Source organism: Streptomyces racemochromogenes (assembly GCF_039535215.1).
GTDB classification, from domain to species: Bacteria; Actinomycetota; Actinomycetes; order Streptomycetales; family Streptomycetaceae; genus Streptomyces; species Streptomyces racemochromogenes.
Window position 1 is genome coordinate 2843938 of the sequence record NZ_BAAAWT010000001.1, and the last position, 17602, is coordinate 2861539.

General features: G+C 72.6%; 16 protein-coding genes. 5 read left to right on the forward strand and 11 right to left on the reverse strand.

Annotated elements, in window-relative coordinates; genetic code table 11:
- Positions 1 to 66 precede the first annotated feature (66 nt).
- Genes ABD973_RS12985 through ABD973_RS13030 form a run of 10 tightly spaced genes read right to left on the reverse strand, consistent with a single transcriptional unit; the run spans position 67 to position 10026 of the window.
- Positions 67 to 1611: an NADH-quinone oxidoreductase subunit N gene (locus ABD973_RS12985; RefSeq protein WP_345500140.1), complete on the reverse strand. Its 1545-nt coding sequence runs from the start codon at positions 1609 to 1611 to the stop codon at positions 67 to 69.
- Positions 1608 to 3161, reverse strand: a complete 1554-nt coding sequence (locus ABD973_RS12990; RefSeq protein ID WP_125824121.1) for a complex I subunit 4 family protein — start codon at positions 3159 to 3161, stop codon at positions 1608 to 1610. The genes ABD973_RS12985 and ABD973_RS12990 overlap by 4 nt, the downstream gene beginning before the upstream one ends.
- Before the next feature lie 38 nt (positions 3162 to 3199).
- Entirely contained in the window at positions 3200 to 5203 is a 2004-nt protein-coding gene (locus ABD973_RS12995) for an NADH-quinone oxidoreductase subunit 5 family protein (RefSeq protein ID WP_125822101.1), read from the reverse strand.
- Positions 5200 to 5568, reverse strand: a complete 369-nt coding sequence (gene nuoK / locus ABD973_RS13000; RefSeq protein ID WP_125598590.1) for an NADH-quinone oxidoreductase subunit NuoK — start codon at positions 5566 to 5568, stop codon at positions 5200 to 5202. The genes ABD973_RS12995 and nuoK overlap by 4 nt, the downstream gene beginning before the upstream one ends.
- The gene (locus ABD973_RS13005) at positions 5568 to 6203 is read right to left on the reverse strand and encodes an NADH-quinone oxidoreductase subunit J family protein (protein WP_125822100.1); all 636 of its coding nucleotides are present in this window, start codon (positions 6201 to 6203) and stop codon (positions 5568 to 5570) included. Before ABD973_RS13005 ends, nuoK begins: the two co-directional genes overlap by 1 nt.
- Positions 6203 to 6826 carry a NuoI/complex I 23 kDa subunit family protein gene (locus ABD973_RS13010; protein ID WP_345500141.1) on the reverse strand — a complete coding sequence of 208 codons (624 nt, stop codon included), beginning with the start codon at positions 6824 to 6826 and terminating at the stop codon, positions 6203 to 6205. The genes ABD973_RS13005 and ABD973_RS13010 overlap by 1 nt, the downstream gene beginning before the upstream one ends.
- Positions 6826 to 7794 carry a complex I subunit 1/NuoH family protein gene (locus ABD973_RS13015; RefSeq protein WP_345500142.1) on the reverse strand — a complete coding sequence of 323 codons (969 nt, stop codon included), beginning with the start codon at positions 7792 to 7794 and terminating at the stop codon, positions 6826 to 6828. The genes ABD973_RS13010 and ABD973_RS13015 overlap by 1 nt, the downstream gene beginning before the upstream one ends.
- Positions 7791 to 9026: an NADH-quinone oxidoreductase subunit C gene (locus ABD973_RS13020; protein WP_125822098.1), complete on the reverse strand. Its 1236-nt coding sequence runs from the start codon at positions 9024 to 9026 to the stop codon at positions 7791 to 7793. Before ABD973_RS13020 ends, ABD973_RS13015 begins: the two co-directional genes overlap by 4 nt.
- Positions 9023 to 9628 (reverse strand): NADH-quinone oxidoreductase subunit B, encoded by a 606-nt coding sequence (locus tag ABD973_RS13025; RefSeq protein WP_125605286.1) that lies wholly within the window; start codon positions 9626 to 9628, stop codon positions 9023 to 9025. Before ABD973_RS13025 ends, ABD973_RS13020 begins: the two co-directional genes overlap by 4 nt.
- The gene (locus tag ABD973_RS13030) at positions 9619 to 10026 is read right to left on the reverse strand and encodes an NADH-quinone oxidoreductase subunit A (protein WP_125605284.1); all 408 of its coding nucleotides are present in this window, start codon (positions 10024 to 10026) and stop codon (positions 9619 to 9621) included. Before ABD973_RS13030 ends, ABD973_RS13025 begins: the two co-directional genes overlap by 10 nt.
- Before the next feature lie 156 nt (positions 10027 to 10182).
- Here ABD973_RS13030 and ABD973_RS13035 point away from each other — a divergent pair, with 156 nt between their 5' ends.
- The 5 genes from ABD973_RS13035 (at position 10183) to ABD973_RS13055 (ending at position 17102) form a co-directional block, all read left to right on the forward strand.
- The gene (locus ABD973_RS13035; RefSeq protein WP_125822096.1) at positions 10183 to 11349 is read left to right on the forward strand and encodes a sensor histidine kinase; all 1167 of its coding nucleotides are present in this window, start codon (positions 10183 to 10185) and stop codon (positions 11347 to 11349) included.
- A gap of 231 nt (positions 11350 to 11580) precedes the next feature.
- The gene (locus tag ABD973_RS13040; RefSeq protein ID WP_345500143.1) at positions 11581 to 12885 is read left to right on the forward strand and encodes a sensor histidine kinase; all 1305 of its coding nucleotides are present in this window, start codon (positions 11581 to 11583) and stop codon (positions 12883 to 12885) included.
- 345 nt (positions 12886 to 13230) lie between these two features.
- Positions 13231 to 13890, forward strand: coding sequence for a response regulator transcription factor (locus ABD973_RS13045; RefSeq protein ID WP_125595319.1), 660 nt, complete (start codon positions 13231 to 13233; stop codon positions 13888 to 13890).
- A 214-nt stretch (positions 13891 to 14104) separates the two neighbouring features.
- Positions 14105 to 16051 (forward strand): 2-oxoacid:acceptor oxidoreductase subunit alpha, encoded by a 1947-nt coding sequence (locus tag ABD973_RS13050; protein WP_125822094.1) that lies wholly within the window; start codon positions 14105 to 14107, stop codon positions 16049 to 16051.
- Positions 16044 to 17102, forward strand: coding sequence for a 2-oxoacid:ferredoxin oxidoreductase subunit beta (locus ABD973_RS13055; RefSeq protein ID WP_345500144.1), 1059 nt, complete (start codon positions 16044 to 16046; stop codon positions 17100 to 17102). Before ABD973_RS13050 ends, ABD973_RS13055 begins: the two co-directional genes overlap by 8 nt.
- 35 nt (positions 17103 to 17137) lie before the next feature.
- Here the strand turns inward: ABD973_RS13055 and ABD973_RS13060 are convergent, their stop codons facing one another.
- Complete coding sequence (locus tag ABD973_RS13060; RefSeq protein ID WP_125595302.1) at positions 17138 to 17500, reverse strand: winged helix-turn-helix transcriptional regulator; 363 nt, start codon at positions 17498 to 17500, stop codon at positions 17138 to 17140.
- Positions 17501 to 17602: the final 102 nt, after the last annotated feature.

The following is a 17602-nucleotide window of genomic DNA, read 5'->3' on the forward strand; positions in this document are numbered from 1 at the left end:
GGCGGGGGTTGCGCCGTACGGGTGAGTCCCGCGGCGGGAGCTGCCGTGGGGGCACGGCCGGACGGGCTACAGGGGGAAGAGGCTGCCCTCGGCGAAGCGCAGGACGAGCTGCGGGGCGCCCGAGAGGACGAGGGCGGTCACGGCGGTGAGGGCGATGGCGGCCGCGACGGGCCAGGGCGCCCCGGTGGGGGCGGACGCGTCCGCGGCCGCCCCGGTCCCCGGCTGCGGGGTGCGGAACAGGAGGGCGGTCCAGCGCAGGTAGTAGTACAGGGCGACGACGACGTTGACGGCCATGAGCACGGCCAGCCAGCCGAGGCCCGCGTCCACGGCCGAGCGGAAGACGGCGACCTTGGCGAAGAGGCCGATGACGCCCGGCGGCAGTCCGGCGAGGCAGAGCAGGAAGAAGGCCATCGCCAGGGCGGCGGCGGGGCGCTGCGCGTACAGGCCGCGGTAGTCGCTGATCCGGTGCTGCGGCTTCGTACGGGCCACGAGGGCGGCCACGGCGAAGGCGCCGAGGTTCACGGCCGCGTACATGAGCGCGTAGGCGACGGTGGAGCCGATCTGGTCGCGGTCGGTGTACGCGGCCGCGGCGATCGGGATCAGGAGGTAGCCGGCCTGGCCGACGGAGGACCAGGCGAGGAGGCGTACGGCGCTATGCGCCCGGTCGGCGGACTGGCGCAGGGCGGCGGCGTTGCCGAGGGTCATGGTGAGCGCGGCGAGGACGGCCAGGGCCGGGCCCCAGACGTCGGAGTACGCGGGGAAGGCGATCACCGTGACGAGGATGAGGCCGGTGAAGCCGACGGCCTTGCCGATCACCGAGAGGTAGCCGGCGACGGGCAGGGGGGCGCCGACGTAGGTGTCGGGGACCCAGAAGTGGAAGGGGACGGCCGCGGTCTTGAAGGCGAAGCCGACGAGGGTGAGCGCGACACCCGCCATGGCGAGGGTGTCGAGCTGCCCGGGTACCCCTTCGAGCCGTCCCGCGACCTGCGACAGGTGCAGGGAGCCGGTGGCGGCGTAGACGAAGCTGACGCCCATCAGGGAGACGGCGGTGGCGGTGACGGAGGACAGGAAGAACTTGAGGGCGGCCTCGGAGGAGAGCCGGTCGCCGCGGCGCATGCCGACGAGGGCGAAGGCGGGCAGCGAGGCCACTTCGAGGGCGACGATCAGGGTGGCGAGGTCGCGGGAGGCGGGCAGCAGGGCGGCGCCGGCGGCGGAGGACAGCAGCAGGAACCAGTACTCGCCGGCCGGGGTGCGCGCGTCACGGACGGCCGTGACCGACAGCAGGGCGGTGACCAGGGCTCCGGCCAGCACCAGGAACTGCACGACGAGCGCGAAGTGGTCGGCGGTGTAGCTGCAGGCGGCCGGGTCGCCGGTGAGGCAGAAGGTGGAGCGGTCGCCGGCGCGCAGCGGGAGCAGGGAGGCGGTCGCGGCGGCCAGGGCGGCCACGGAGATCCAGCCGAGGACCGGCTTGCGGGCCTCGGACACGAACAGGTCCGCGACCAGGACGAGCACGGCGACGGCGGCGGTGATGACCACGGGCGCGATCGCGAGCCAGTCGACGGACTGGACGAGGCTGGGGGTGTCGGCGGCGAGGACCGTGGCGGCCGTCATGCGTTGCCTCCTGCGAGGAGCTTCTGTACGGCCGGGTCGGTGAGGCCGAGGAGGACCGCCGGCCAGAGGCCGGCGAGGACGGTGAGGGCGACGAGCGGGGTCCAGGCGGCGAACTCGTAGTGCCGGACGTCGGCGACGGTGATCTCGGGGCCGGCCTTCGGGTCGCCCATGCAGACGCGCCGTACGACGATCAGCAGGTAGGCGGCGGTGAGGAGGGTGCCGAACGCGCCGACGGCCATGTAGGTGAGGAAGGCGGGACGGGAGAGTCCCTCGGCCGGGTCGAAGGCGCCGAAGAGGGCCAGCATCTCGCCCCAGAAGCCGGCGAGGCCGGGCAGGCCGAGGGAGGCGACGGCGGCGAAGGCCAGGAGGGCGCCGAGGCGGGGGGCGCGGCCGTAGAGGGCGCCGCCGGTGGCTCCGGCGAGGGTGTCGAGGTCGCTGCTGCCGTAGCGGTCCTTGAGGGCGCCCACGAGGAAGAAGAGGAGGCCGGTGATGAGGCCGTGGGCGATGTTGGCGAAGAGCGCGCCGTTGACCCCGGTGGGGGTCATGGAGGCGATGCCGAGGAGGACGAAGCCCATGTGGCCGACGGAGGAGTACGCGATGAGGCGCTTGAGGTCGCCCTTGCCGTTCCTGCGGGTCAGCGCGAGGCAGGCGAGTGATCCGTAGACGATGCCGACGGCGGCGAAGGCGCCCAGGTAGGGGGCGAGGGTGTGCATGCCGTCGGGGGTGACGGGCAGCAGGATGCGGACGAACCCGTAGGTGCCCATCTTCAGCATGACGCCGGCGAGGAGCACGGAGCCCACGGTGGGGGCGGCGGTGTGGGCGTCGGGCAGCCAGGAGTGCAGCGGCCACATCGGGGTCTTCACGGCGAGGCCGATGCCGATGGCGAGGACGGCCAGGAGCTGGGTGGTGTGGCTCAGTCCGCGCCCGTTGTCAGAGGCGAGTGCCACCATGTCGAAAGTGCCGCTGTTCAGGCCGATCAGCAGTAGTCCGAGGAGCATGACCACGGAGCCGAGGAGGGTGTAGAGGATGAACTTCCAGGCGGCGGCCTGCCGCTGAGCACCGCCCCAGCGGGCGATGAGGAAGTACATCGGGATGAGGACCGTCTCGAAGGCGAGGAAGAACAGCATCAGGTCGAGGACGGCGAAGGTCGCCAGGGTGCCGGCCTCGAGGACGAGCAGCAGTGCCACGAAGGCCTTCGGGGAGGGGCCTTCGGGGAGCTTGAAGTAGCTGTACACCGCGCAGAGGAAGAACAGCAGCGCGGTCATCAGGAGGAGGGGGAGCGAGATGCCGTCGATGCCGAGGTGGATCCGGATGTTCAGCGCCGGGATCCAGCTGATGTCCGTCGTCGCCTGGAAGCGGGACGGGGCGTCGTGGTCGAAGCCCAGGGTGAGGGCGACGGCCGCGGCGAGGACGACTCCGGTGACGGTGACGCCGTGGCGGAGCACGGCCTGTTCGGGGCTCCTGCCCTTGAGGCCGGGCGGGGCCGGCAGGAGGGCCGCGACGGCGCCGAGGAGCGGTGCGGCCACGGTGAACGCCAGAAGGAACTGCATCACGGACGGGCTGATATCGATCACGGCTGACTCTCGGCTCACGATCCGGCGTTGACGTTGGCGAGGACGGCGGTGGCGATGGCCAGGACCACGGCGCCGGCGAGCAGGGCGCTCAGGTAGCTCTGTACGTTGCCGGTCTGGGCGCGGCGTACGAGGCTGCCGAGCAGCCGGGGGCCGGCGCCCGCGCCGCGGACGTACGTGTCGACGACCTCGCGGTCCAGGAAGCGGACCAGGCCCGCGGCCGCCCGGGTGGGGCGGACGAAGAGCCGGTCGTAGACGGCGTCGAGGTGGAAGCCGGCGGCGGCGTGGCGGTGCAGCGGGCCGAGGAGGGCCCGGCCGGGGTCGGCCGCGGGGGCGGCCGGGACGGCGGGGTGGTCGTGGGTCACCTCGGCCACCTCGGGGGTCTCGGCGGCGGATTCGGCGGCGGCGACGGACGCGGGTACGGCGGCTGCGCCCGGGATCCCGGCGGCGGCGCGGGCGGTGGCCCGCTGCCAGAGGCCGTAGGTGAGCACGATGCCGATGAGCGCGGCGCCGGTGCCGAGGACCGAGGTGGTCACGGAAGGGGTGAGCTCCTCGCCGTCGAACCATTCGGCGAGGGGGCCGGCGGCGAGGCCGAAGGCGGTCGAGGGGACGGCCAGCAGCCAGAGCACGCCGGTCATGGCGACGGGTTCCCTGCCGTGGTCGGGAGCGGCGCCGCCGCGGCCCCGGAAGGCCATCAGCCACAGCCGGGTGGCGTAGGCGGCGGTGAGCAGGGCGGTCAGTACTCCGGCGGCGAGGACGATCCAGCCGGCCGCGCCGGGCACGAGGGCGGAGTGTCCGCCGGCGGCGTGCTCGGCGGCGACGAGGACGGCTTCCTTGGAGAAGAAGCCGGCGAAGGGCGGGATGGCGGCGAGCGCGAGCAGCGCGACCGTCATCGTCCAGAAGGCGTCGGGGATGCGCTTGGCCAGGCCGTCCATGCGGGACATGGCGGCCAGGGAGTTCGTTCCGGCGGCGTGGATGATGACGCCCGCGCCGAGGAAGAGGAGCGCCTTGAAGGCGCCGTGGGACAGGAGGTGGAAGACGGCGGCGCCGCGGTCGCCGACGGCGAGGGCGCCGATCATGTAGCCGAGCTGGCCGATGGTGGAGTAGGCGAGGACGCGCTTGATGTCGTCCTGGGCGAGGGCGGCGAGGCCTGAGCCGACCATCGTGACGGCGGCCATGACGGCCATGACCACGAGCACGGCCCGGGAGGCCGTGAAGACCGGCAGCAGGCGGGCGATGAAGTAGACGCCGGCGGCGACCATCGTCGCGGCGTGGATGAGCGCGGAGACCGGGGTGGGGCCGGCCATGGCGTCGGGCAGCCAGGTGTGCAGCGGGAACTGCGCGGACTTGCCGGCGACGCCGGCGAGCAGGAGCAGCGCGATGAGCGTCGGGTGGTCGAGTCCGCCCGCGGCGACGGTGCCGAGGATCTTGGTGATCCGGAAGGAGCCGGCGTCGGCGGCGAGCGCGAACAGTCCGATGAGGAAGGGGACGTCGCCGAGCTTGGTGACGAGGAAGGCCTTCAGGGAGGCGGAGCGGGCTGCTTCGGTCTCCCAGTAGTGGCCGACGAGGAAGTACGAGCAGATGCCCATGATCTCCCAGCCGACCAGCAGCACCATCAGGTCGCCGGAGTAGACGACGAGCAGCATGGCGGAGGTGAACAGGGAGACGAGGGCCGCGTAGGACGGGTAGCGCGGGTCCTCGCGCAGGTAGGCCGTCGAGTAGAGCTGGACGCAGGTGGCGACGACGCCGACGAGGACGGCGACCAGTACGGCGAAGCCGTCCAGGTGGAGCGACAGGTCGATCGGCACGGAGCCGGTCGGGGTCAGCTCGGTCGCGGTGTCGATGGCCGGGCCGCCGCCTTGGCGGACGGCGACGAGGACGGCCAGGACGGCGGCGGCCAGCGTCGGCAGGACGGCGAGCGGCCTGACGAAGCCGGGGGCGGTGCGGCCGAGGAGCAGGCCGGCGAGGGCGCCGAGGAAGGGGAGGACGGGGACGAGGACCGCGAGGGTCGTGGTGCTCACGCGGCGACCTCCGGCCGGGCAGTGGTGGCGGCGGTGTCATCGGGCCGGCCGGGCTCGTGGCCCTCGGCGGTGTCGCGCAGCTTGTCGACGTCCGAGGTGCCGCGGTTGCGGTAGACCATCAGCACGATGGCGAGGCCGATGCCGATCTCGGCGGCGGCGATGGCGATGGTGAAGAGGGTGAGGGCCTGGCCGGCGTGCAGGGTGTCGCGCAGCCAGACGTCGAAGGCCACCAGGTTGAGGTTGACGGCGTTGAGCATCAGCTCGACGGACATCAGGACCAGGATGGCGTTGCGGCGGGCGAGCACGCCGTAGAGGCCGGTGGCGAAGAGCAGGGCCGCGAGGACCGCGGGGTAGGCGAGGTGCATCAGCTCTGCCCCTTCCGGGTGCCCGCGCGGGCGGCGGCGTCGGCCGCGTCGGCGGCGTCCTCGGCGGGGGTGGTGCGGCGGGAGAGCACCATGGCGCCGATCAGGGCGGCGAGGAGGAGCACGGAGAGCGCCTCGAAGGGCAGCACCCAGTGCTGGAAGAGGATCTCGCCGGAGACCTTGGTGGAGCCCTGGGCGGGACCGTCGAGGTCGATCCAGGTCGTGCGGAAGGCGTCGGCGACCACCCAGACGAGCGCGGCCCCGGCGGCGCCGGCGACGCCGAGCGCGACCAGCCGGTTGCCGGAGTCGGCGTCCGGGGAGCGGCCGATGGGCGCCTTGGTGAGCATCAGCCCGAAGAGGAGGAGGACGACCACGGAGCCGAGGTAGATCAGGACCTGGACCCAGGCGATGAACTCGGCGGTCAGCAGCAGGTACTCGACGGCGATCCCGCCGAGCGCGACGACCAGCCAGAGGGCGGCGTGCACGAGCTGCTTGGTGGTGACCGTGATGACGGCCGCGCCGAGGGTGGCGAGGCCGACGAGGAGGAAGGCGATCTCGACGCCGGTCGGCGAGAGGAAGCCGGGGCCGGGCGCGGGAACGCCCGCGGCCGCGGCGGCTGCGAGGTGGGCGGGGTACATCAGGCGGTGCCTCCCGCCGGGGTGTCGGGGGTTCCGTCGGCGGGGGTGCCGTCGGCGGGCGGGGCCGCTTCGGCCTGGGCCGCGGCCGCCGCCGCGGCGGCGGCGGCTTCGGCCTTCTCCACCGCCTTGCGGGCGGCCGCGATCTCCTTGGGCTCCTCGGCCCCGGGATCGAGGGCGGGCGGGGCGGGCACGGTCCACATCCACTCGCGCAGCTTGTCGCGCTCGTGGGTGAGCTCGTGGATGTCGGTCTCCGCGTACTCGAACTCCGGCGACCAGAAGAGGGCGTCGAAGGGGCACACCTCGATGCAGATGCCGCAGTACATGCAGAGGGAGAAGTCGATGGCGAAGCGGTCGAGGACGTTGCGGCTGCGCTCGCGGCCGCCGGGGGTGGCGGCGGGCACCGTCTCCTTGTGGGAGTCGATGTAGATGCACCAGTCGGGGCACTCGCGGGCGCACAGCATGCAGACCGTGCAGTTCTCCTCGAACAGGCCGATGACGCCGCGGCTGCGGGGCGGGAGCTCGGGCTGCACCTCGGGGTACTGGGCGGTGTGCGCGCGCTTGGTCATCGTGCGCAGGGTGACGGCCAGGCCCTTGGCGAGGCCGGATCCGGGAATCGGGGCCATTACTGGATCGCCACCTTCACGATGCCGGTGAGCGCGATCTGGGCGAGCGCGAGCGGGATGAGTACGGTCCAGGCGAGCTTCTGGAGCTGGTCCTCGCGCAGGCGGGGGTAGCTCACCCGGAGCCAGATGACGAGGAAGGCGAGGACGGCGGTCTTGAGGAGGGTCCAGAACCAGCCGAGGCCGTCACCGCCGAAGGGGCCGTGCCAGCCGCCGAGGAAGAGGACGGTGGTGAGGCCGCACAGGACGACGATGCCGGCGTACTCGGCGAGCAGGAACAGCGCGAAGCGCAGGCCGGTGTACTCGGTGTACGCGCCGAAGATGATCTCGGAGTCGGCGACGGGCATGTCGAACGGGGGCCGCTGGAGTTCGGCGAGGCCGGCGGTGAAGAAGACGACCGCGCCGATGATCTGCCAGGGCAGCCACCACCACTCGAAGGCGCCGACGATGCCGGGCAGGGACACGGTCCCGGCGGCCATGGCGACGGAGGCGGCGGCGAGCAGCATGGGCAGCTCGTAGGCGAGCAGCTGGGCCGCGGTGCGCAGGCCGCCGAGCAGGGAGAACTTGTTCGCGGAGGCCCAGCCGCCCATGAGGCTGCCGAGCACGCCGACGCCCATGACGGCGAGCGCGTAGAAGAGGCCGGCGTCGATGACCTGGCCGATCCAGCTGTCGCCCGGGCCGATGGGGATGGCGATCAGGACGAGGAGGTACGGCAGCAGCGCGACGGCGGGGGCGAGCTGGAAGATCCGCCGGTCGGCGTTGGCCGGGACGATGTCCTCCTTCTGCGCGAACTTCACGCCGTCGGCGACGAGCTGGGCCCAGCCGTGGAAGCCGCCGGCGTACATGGGGCCGAGGCGGCCCTGCATGTGCGCCATCACCTTGTGCTCGGTCTGCCCGATGACGAGCGGGAGCACGAGGAAGACGGCGAAGACGACGATCAGTCGCAGGGCGACGTCGAGGACGTCGTTCACGCGTCGCCTCCGGTGGTGTCGGTTTCGGTGTCGGTGTCGGGCTGGGGCTTGGCTTCGGGGGCCGGGGGCTCCTCGAAGGCGGGCTTCGGGTTGTGCCAGGGCGCGTCGGCGCTGCGCGGTGCCGGGCGCCTGGGGGCCTCCGGCTCCGGCGCGGGTGCCTGGCCGGCCGGGGTGCCCGGGCCCCCCGGCTCCGCCGGAGCGGCCGCCTGGCTCGCGGAGCCGTCCGCCGCGGAACGGCTGCGCCGGGGCGGGCGGGCCGTGTCCGGGGCCTGGACGGCGTCGGGGGCCGGAGGCTCCGGGGCCGCCTGGCTCGCCGAGCCGTCCGATGCCGAGCGGGTGCGCCGGGCGGGGCGCGGGGCGTCCGGGGCGGCTTGGCTCGCGGAGCCGTCCGGTGCCGGGCGGGCGGGGCGCGGGGCGTCGGGGGACGGGGGCTCCGGGGTGGTCTGGCTGGCGGAGCCGTCCGCTACCGAGCGGGTGCGGCGGGGCGGGCGGGCCGGGTCCGGGGTGGTTTCGGGGGCCGGGGGGGTGGTCTGGGTGGCGGAGCCCTCCGTCACCGAGCGGGTGCGGCGCACCGGGGCGCCCTCGCGCGGGGTGCGCGCCGGGCCGGCGCCGGCGGCGCGCGGGGTGCGGGCCGGCCGGGCGGGGGCGGGGGGCAGCTGGCCCTTGAGCGGGCCCCAGTCGTTGGGGTCCGGCACGCCGGGCGGGAGCATCTGCCGGCGCTTGGGCGCGTCCGGGTCGTGGGCCTCGCCCGGCTCCTTGGCGCCGGGCCACGCCTTGGCGACGCGCGCCGCCAGGACGAAGTCCTTGCGCAGCGGGTGCCCCTCGAAGTTCTCGGGGAGGAGCAGGTGCACGAGGTTGGGGTGGTCCGTGAAGGTGACCCCGAACATCTCGAAGGTCTCCCGCTCGTGCCAGGCCGCGCCCGCGTACACGGCGACGGCGGACGGCAGCGAGGGCGCCGAGTGCGGGACGGTCGTGCGCAGCAGCAGGCGGCGTACCCGGTGGTTCTCCAGGGAGACGACGTGCGCGCAGACGCGGAAGCCCGTACCGGGCTCGTCGACCGCGCTCAGCCAGTCGAAGTAGGTGCAGCCCAGCTTGTCGCGGGCGATCTCCAGCGCGGAGATCCAGGAGCCGACGGGGACGTCGACGGTGAGGAGCTCGTACGCGGACGAGGCCACGGCCTCGGCGCCGAAGACCGTGCCGGCCGCTTCGGGGAGGGAGTCGTAGAGGTTCACGCGCCGGCCCCCGGGGCGGGCGGCGCCGCGACGAGGCCGCTGGTGAGCTGGGCGACGGAGGGCGATGCCGCGTAGCGGTCCGCGAGGGACTCTCGGGCGATCTTCTCCTGGAGCTTGAGGATGCCCTGGAGGAGGGCCTCTGGGCGGGGCGGGCAGCCCGGCACGTAGACGTCGACCGGAATGATCTGGTCCACGCCCTTGGTGACGGAGTACGAGTCCCAGTACGGGCCGCCGCAGTTGGAGCAGGCGCCGAAGGAGATGACGTACTTCGGCTCGGGCATCTGCTCGTACAGGCGCTTGACGGCCGGGGCCATCTTGTCCGTCACCGTGCCCGAGACGATCATCAGGTCGGCCTGGCGCGGGCCCGGCGCGAACGGGATGACACCCAGGCGGATGAAGTCGTGCCGGGCCATCGACGCGGCGATGAACTCGATCGCGCAGCAGGCGAGGCCGAAGTTGAAGACCCACAGGCTGTAGCGGCGGCCCCAGTTCAGGACCACCTTCATGGGCTCCGGGGCGAGGCGGGAGAGCACTCCCAGCCTCTTCGGCTCCGGGAGCAGCTGGGGCTGGGGCTCCGGGGTGACGGCCGGTGTCACGTCCATTCGAGGACGCCCTTCTTGTACGCGTAGAGCAGGCCGACGGCCAGGAACCCGAGGAAGACGAACATCTCGACCAGGGTCGTGGCGCCGTAACCGGCGGCGGCGAACACCGTCGCCCACGGGAAGAGGAAGATCGAGTCGACGGCGAAGATGACGTACAGGAACGCGTAGACGTAGTAGCGGACCTGGGTGTGCGCCCAGCCCTCGCCCACCGGGTCCACACCGCACTCGTACGTCAGGAGCTTCTCGGGGGTCGGGACCACGGGCCGCAGCAGGCGGCCGGCGCCGAAGGCCACGGCGACGAAGAGCACGCCGACGACAGCGAGCAGGCCGACGACCGAATAGCTCCGGAAGTAGTCCGCTGCGATCACGGTTGCTGTCGATACCGTTGGGTCGGGCACGTCCGTTCCTCGCTCCTCGGCCACTGTCGACGATCAGGTTGATCTGGTACGGCAGGGAGTCTAGGGCCTGGGCCGCACGGGGTGGGGTTACCCCCCGTTCACTGCCGCCTGGCTGCCCCATGGCGTCGGCGGGGCGGAATTGGCAGGCTGAGCCGCATGACCGCGAACGATCAAGCTTCCGCTCCCCCTCCCGTACGCCCCGCTTTCGACGCGGCCACGTGGAAGGAGATCGCCTACCTGCTGACCAACCTGCCGGTGGCGTTGATCGGATTTGTTTACACGGTTTTCATGGTTGCGACGGCGGGCGGTCTGTCCGTGACCGCGATCGGACTGCCGCTGCTCGCCTGCGGTCTGCTCGGGTCCCGGCAGCTCGGAAAACTCGAACGCGTCCGGGCGCGGGCCCTGCTCGGTGTACGGGTGGACGAGCCGACCCCGCTGCCGATACCGGGGCGGGCCGGCGGGTTCTTCGCCTGGCTGTGGGCCGGGGTCAAGGACCCGGTGGGCTGGCGGACCGTGCTGTACGAGCTGGTCCGGCTGCCGTGGGGAGTGCTGACCTTCAGTATCGCGCTGACCGGCCTGTTCGTGCTCTGGCCGGTACTGCCGTACGTGGTGCGCGGCCTGACCAACGTGGACCGCGCGGCCGTACGGGGCCTGCTGTCGCCCTCCGACGAGCTGGAGCGGCGCATCGCGGAGCTGGAGTCGGGGCGCGGGGTCGTCGTGGACACGGCGGCCGCCGACCTGCGGCGCATCGAACGCGACCTGCACGACGGGGCGCAGGCCCGGCTGGTGGCGCTGGCCATGGGGCTCGGTCTGGCGAAGGAGAAGCTGCTGGAGGACCCGGAGGGCGCGGCGGCGATGGTCGACGAGGCGCACGGCGAGGTGAAGCTGGCGCTCCAGGAGCTGCGGGACCTCGCGCGGGGCATCCACCCGGCGGTGCTGACCGACCGGGGGCTGGACGCGGCGCTGTCGTCGGTGGCCTCGCGGTGCCTGGTGCCGGTGAAGGTGCACGTGGACCTCGCGGAGCGGCCGGCCGAGGCGATCGAGGGGATCGCGTACTTCACCGTGTCGGAGCTGCTGCAGAACGTCAGCAAGCACGCCGGGGCGACGGCGCGGGGCGCGAGTGTCGAGGTGTGGCGGTCGGGGAACCGGCTGCTGTTGCGGGTCGCGGACGACGGGCGGGGCGGAGCGGGGGCCTCCGGGGGGAGTGGGCTGGCGGGGCTCGCGGAGCGGCTGCGGGCGGTGGACGGGGTGTTCGCGGTGCACTCCCCCGAGGGGGAGGGGACGGTGGTCACGGCGGAGCTGCCGTGGCGCTCCCGCGGGTAGCCCTGCCGGGTCCGGGGCGGGTGGGGGTGCGGGGCCGCTGCGCGGGGCCGGGTCCCCTACCCGCCCTTCCTCCGTTCCCCGGGCTCTGCCCGGACCCGCGCCTCAAACGCCGGCGGGCTGGAGGGGTGGGGTTATCCCCCCGCGGAGACGGTGACCTGCCGCATGGTTCGGGCAGAGGGGGCGGCGGCAGGGTTGAGGGGTCAAGGGATGAGCTGAAGGGCGGGCGGGATCATGGGCAACGGCAAGGGCATCGGCCGGGCGGTGCTGCGGGCTCCGGTGGCGGCGCAGACCTGGCGCGAGTTCGCGTACCTGCTGGTGGGCCTGCCGCTCAGCACCCTGTACTTCTCGCTCGCCGTCACCGGGGTGTCCATCGGCGCCGGGCTGCTCGTGACGTTCGTCGGGGTGCCGGTGCTGGCCGGGGTGCTGGCCATGTGCCGGGGCTTCGGGCGGGTGGAGCGGGCCCGGGTGCGCGGGATGCTGCGCGTGCCGCTCGCCGATCCGGCGCCGGTCCGGGCCGCGAAGGGCGGGGCGGTGGCCCGGCTCGGGGCGCTGCTCAAGAGCGGCAGTGCCTGGCGCCACGTGCTGTACTCCGTGGTGCACCTGCCCTGGGCGGTGTTCGCCTTCTCGACGGCGCTCGTGCTGTGGACCACCGGCTGGAGCCTGCTGCTGTACCCCCTGTGGTTCTGGACCTTCCCGGCCTTCACCGACCTGCCGGGCTTGCCGGTCCTCCAGAACGACGACTACGCCTTCTACCTGGACTCCCCCGCGACGATCATCGGCGCGTTCGTCATCGGGCTGGGCCTGACGCTGACCACCCCGTGGGTGCTGCGGGCGCTGACCACCGCCGACCGGGTGCTGGTCAGCGGGCTGCTCGGCCGGTCCCGGCTGGACGACCGGGTCATGGAGCTGGAGTCCGACCGCGGAGCGGTCGTGGACACGGCGGCCGCCGACCTGCGGCGCATCGAACGCGACCTGCACGACGGGGCGCAGGCCCGGCTGGTGGCGCTGGCCATGGACCTGGGCCTGGCGAAGGAGAAGCTGGCCGAGGATCCGCAGGCCGCGGCCCGGATGGTGGACGAGGCGCACGGCGAGGTGAAGATCGCCCTCCGGGAGCTGCGGGACCTCGCGCGCGGGATCCACCCGGCGGTGCTGACCGACCGGGGGCTGGACGCGGCGCTGTCGTCGGTGGCGTCGCGGTGCGCGGTGCCGGTGCGGGTGGAGGTGGATCTGACGGAGCGGCCGGCCGAGGCGATCGAGGGGATCGCGTACTTCACCGTGTCGGAGCTGCTGCAGAACGTCAGCAAGCACGCCGGGGCGACGGCGCGGGGCGCGAGCGTCGAGGTGTGGCGGTCCGGGAACCGGCTGCTGCTGCGCGTCGCGGACGACGGGCGGGGCGGAGCGGATGCCTCCGGCGGGAGTGGGCTGGCGGGGCTCGCGGAGCGGCTGGATGCGGTGGACGGGGTGTTCGTGGTGGATTCTCCCGAGGGGGAGGGGACGGTGGTCACGGCGGAGCTGCCGTGGCGCTCCCGCGCGTAGCCCGTGGGGGTGGGGCGGGTGCGGGGCCGGTGCGGGTGGGTGGGCCTCTGCGCGGGGCCGGTCCCCTACCCGCCCTTCCTCCGTTCCCCGGGCTCCGCCCGGACCCGCTTCTGGGGGCTCGCCCCCAGACCCCCGCGCCTCAAACGCCGGCGGGGCTGAGATGGGCCGGATCCGACCCCCTTAGGGCCCCAGCCCGTCCCCCATACGCGTCCGCCGGGCTTGATTCGGTCATGTCTTCCGGCCTTGGCTGGGATCCGCCCCCCGGTGCCCGTTCGGCTGGGATGCTTGGCTCTGCCAAGTGGGTCGACGAGTGGACGCGGGAGCTGCGAGAACGTGGAAGACAGGGTGCGGGTCGTCATCGCCGAGGATTCAGTGCTGCTCCGTGAGGGCCTGACCCGGCTGCTGACCGACCGGGGGCATGACGTCGTGGCCGGCGTCGGGGACGCGGAAGCCCTGATCAAGACGGTGGCGGACCTCGCGGCCGAGGGGGCGCTGCCCGACGTGGTGGTGGCCGACGTGCGGATGCCGCCGACGCACACCGACGAGGGCGTACGGGCCGCCGTGCGGCTGCGCCGGGACTACCCCGGCATCGGCGTGCTGGTGCTGTCGCAGTACGTGGAGGAGCAGTACGCCACCGAACTGCTGGCCGGTTCCAGCACCGGGGTGGGCTATCTGCTGAAGGACCGGGTAGCCGAAGTGCGGGAGTTCCTCGACGCCGTCGTCCGCGTCGCGCGGGGTGGGACGGCGCTGGACCCCGAGGTCGTGGCGCAGCTGCTCGGACGCAGCCGCAAGCAGGACGTCCTCGCCGGTCTGACCCCGCGCGAGCGCGAGGTGCTGGGCCTGATGGCTGAAGGACGCACGAATTCCGCTGTGGCCAAGCAGCTCGTGGTCAGTGACGGGGCGGTCGAGAAGCACGTCAGCAATATCTTCATGAAGCTGGGTCTGTCCCCGAGTGACGGGGATCACCGGCGTGTACTGGCGGTCCTCACCTATCTGAGGTCTTGATTAACTGACAATGCGTCAGGAAGGGTGCGCCGTTCCGGTGCGCCACGGCGACCGCCGGGTGATTTGGAAGATTTCGAGTTGTGCACGACGTCTGTCGGACAGACCGCCCCTTGAGGGGCGGTCCAGAATGCGGGCGACCCCAGGGCCTGACGACCTCACGGACGTAGGGTTGGTCCTGGGAACGAGCGCCCCGCCTCGAAGGAGGTCCAGTTCAGTGACCAGCCAGGTCAGTAGCCCGGCCGAGCAGGCCGACGGGGCCGGCGGGTCCATCGGGGAGCAGCGCACCGCGGCTGCGCCCCATGGAGCCGGCAAGGAGATCCGCCGCGTCGACCGGGTGATCATCCGCTTCGCGGGTGACTCGGGTGACGGTATGCAGCTGACGGGTGACCGTTTCACCTCGGAGACGGCGTCCTTCGGCAACGACCTCTCGACGCTGCCGAACTTCCCCGCCGAGATCCGGGCCCCCGCCGGGACCCTGCCGGGTGTGTCGTCGTTCCAGCTGCATTTCGCGGACCACGACATCCTCACCCCGGGCGACGCGCCGAACGTGCTGGTCGCGATGAATCCGGCGGCCCTGAAGGCCAACATCGCGGACGTGCCGCGCGGCGCGGAGATCATCGTCAACACCGACGAGTTCACCAAGCGCCCCATGGCCAAGGTCGGCTACGAGACCTCCCCGCTGGAGGACGGCTCCCTCTCCGCGTACAACATCCACCCGGTACCGCTGACCACCCTGACGGTGGAGGCCCTCAAGGACTTCGGGCTCTCCCGCAAGGAGGCCGAGCGCAGCAAGAACATGTTCGCGCTGGGGCTGCTGAGCTGGATGTACCACCGGCCGACCGAGGGCACCGAGAACTTCCTGCGGCAGAAGTTCGCGAAGAAGCCCGACATCGCGGAGGCGAACATCGTCGCCTTCCGCGCCGGGTGGAACTTCGGCGAGACCACCGAGGACTTCGCCGTCTCCTACGAGGTCGCCCCGGCCACCCAGGCCTTCCCGACCGGCACCTACCGCAACATCTCCGGGAACCTGGCGCTCTCCTACGGCCTGATCGCGGCGGCCCGGCAGGCCGATCTGCCGCTCTACCTCGGCTCCTACCCGATCACCCCGGCCTCCGACATCCTGCACGAGCTGAGCCGGCACAAGAACTTCGGCGTACGGACCTTCCAGGCCGAGGACGAGATCGCCGGCATCGGCGCCGCCCTCGGCGCGGCCTTCGGCGGCGCGCTCGGCGTGACGACGACCTCCGGGCCCGGCGTGGCGCTGAAGTCCGAGACCATCGGGCTCGCCGTCTCCCTGGAGCTGCCGCTGCTGGTCGTGGACATCCAGCGCGGCGGCCCGTCGACCGGGCTGCCGACCAAGACCGAGCAGGCGGACCTCCTCCAGGCGATGTACGGCCGCAACGGCGAGGCCCCCGTCCCCATCGTCGCCCCGCGCACCCCGGCGGACTGCTTCGACGCGGCGCTGGACGCGGCGCGGATCGCGCTGACGTACCGGACGCCGGTCTTCCTGCTCTCCGACGGCTACCTCGCCAACGGCTCCGAGCCGTGGCGGATCCCGGACGTGGCCGACCTTCCCGACCTGAGGGTCCGGTTCGCGACGGCGGCCAACCACACCCTCGCGGACGGCACCGAGGTGTTCTGGCCGTACAAGCGGGACCCGCAGACGCTGGCCCGCCCCTGGGCGGTCCCGGGCACGCCGGGGCTGGAGCACCGGATCGGCGGGATCGAGAAGCAGGACGGCACGGGCAACATCAGCTACGACCCGGCCAACCACGACTTCATGGTCCGCACCCGCCAGGCGAAGATCGACGGCATCGTGGTGCCCGACCTGGAGGTCGACGACCCGGACGGCGCCCGCACCCTCGTCCTGGGCTGGGGCTCCACCTACGGCCCCGTCACCGCCGCCGTCCGCCGGCTGCGCGCCGCCGGCGCCCCCGTCGCGCAGGCCCACCTGCGCCATCTCAACCCCTTCCCGAGGAATCTCGGAGAGGTCCTGAAGCGCTACGACAAGGTGGTGGTGCCGGAGATGAACCTCGGGCAGCTGGCCACCCTGATCCGGGCGAAGTACCTGGTCGACGCCCAGTCGTACAACCAGGTCAACGGAATGCCCTTCAAGGCGGAGCAGCTCGCGAAGGTTCTCGAGGAGGCCATCAATGACTGAGGCGCCCACCCTGCTCTCCCTGGTCCCCAAGGCCGAGGCCAAGCAGTCGATGAAGGACTTCAAGTCGGACCAGGAGGTCCGCTGGTGTCCGGGCTGCGGGGACTACGCGGTCCTGGCCGCCGTCCAGGGCTTCATGCCCGAGCTCGGCCTCGCCAAGGAGAACATCGTCTTCGTCTCCGGCATCGGCTGCTCCTCCCGCTTCCCGTACTACATGAACACCTACGGGATGCACTCCATCCACGGCCGCGCCCCCGCCATCGCCACCGGCCTGGCGACCTCCCGCCGCGACCTGTCCGTCTGGGTCGTCACCGGCGACGGCGACGCCCTCTCCATCGGCGGCAACCACCTCATCCACGCCCTGCGCCGCAACGTCAACCTCAAGATCCTGCTTTTCAACAACCGGATCTACGGCCTCACCAAGGGCCAGTACTCCCCCACCTCCGAACTCGGCAAGATCACCAAGTCCACGCCGATGGGCTCCCTCGACGCCCCCTTCAACCCCGTCTCCCTCGCCCTGGGAGCCGAGGCCTCCTTCGTCGCCCGCACCCTGGACTCCGACCGCAAACACCTCACCGAGGTCCTGCGGCAGGCAGCCGACCACCCCGGCACCGCCCTCGTCGAGATCTACCAGAACTGCAACATCTTCAACGACGGCGCCTTCGACGCCCTCAAGGACCAGGAACAGGCCCGCGAGGCCGTCATCCGCCTCGAACACGGCCGGCCCATCCGCTTCGGCGCCGACGGCAACAAGGCGGTCGTCCGCGACGAGCGCACCGGCGACCTCGAAGTCGTCGAGGTCACCGCGGCCAACGAGAACCGGATCCTGGTCCACGACGCCCACGCGGCCACTCCCACGACCGCCTTCGCGCTCTCCCGCCTCGCCGACCCCGACACCCTCCACCAGACGCCCATCGGCGTCTTCCGGAGCGTGACCCGGCCCGTCTACGACACCCTCATGGCCGACCAGCTCGACACGGCCGTCGACCAGCGCGGCAAGGGCGACCTGGCGACCCTGCTGGCCGGCTCCGACACCTGGACCGTGATCGGCTGAGGCGCCGGCCCCGGCACGGGCGAGCCCGGACCCCGCTACGGGGTCCGGGCTCCGTCGTACGCCTCGCGGGCCCGCTGCACCTCGCCGGTGCGGCGTTCCGTCCAGCGGGCCAGGGCCCACACCTGCTCGGCGGCCTCGCGGCCCAGTTCCGTCAGGGAGTAGTCCACGTGCGGCGGGATCACCGGGTGCGCGTGGCGGAGCAGGAAGCCGTCGCGCTCCAGCGTCCGGAGGGTCTGGGCCAGCATCTTCTCGCTGACCCCGCCCACCTCGCGGCGCAGCTCGCTGAACCGGTACGGGCGCTCCACCAGGGCGGCGAGGACCAATACGCCCCAGCGGCTGGTGACGTGCTCCAGGATCCCGCGCGACGGGCACATGGGGGCTTTGACGCTTACTTCCATACCAGTACCTTACTTTGAAGTGGGTACTTACGAATAGTTAGCGCTCTCCATACGCTGGTGTCATCCCGCGAAGGACCGCGGCATCCCCCACCCCACGCACCA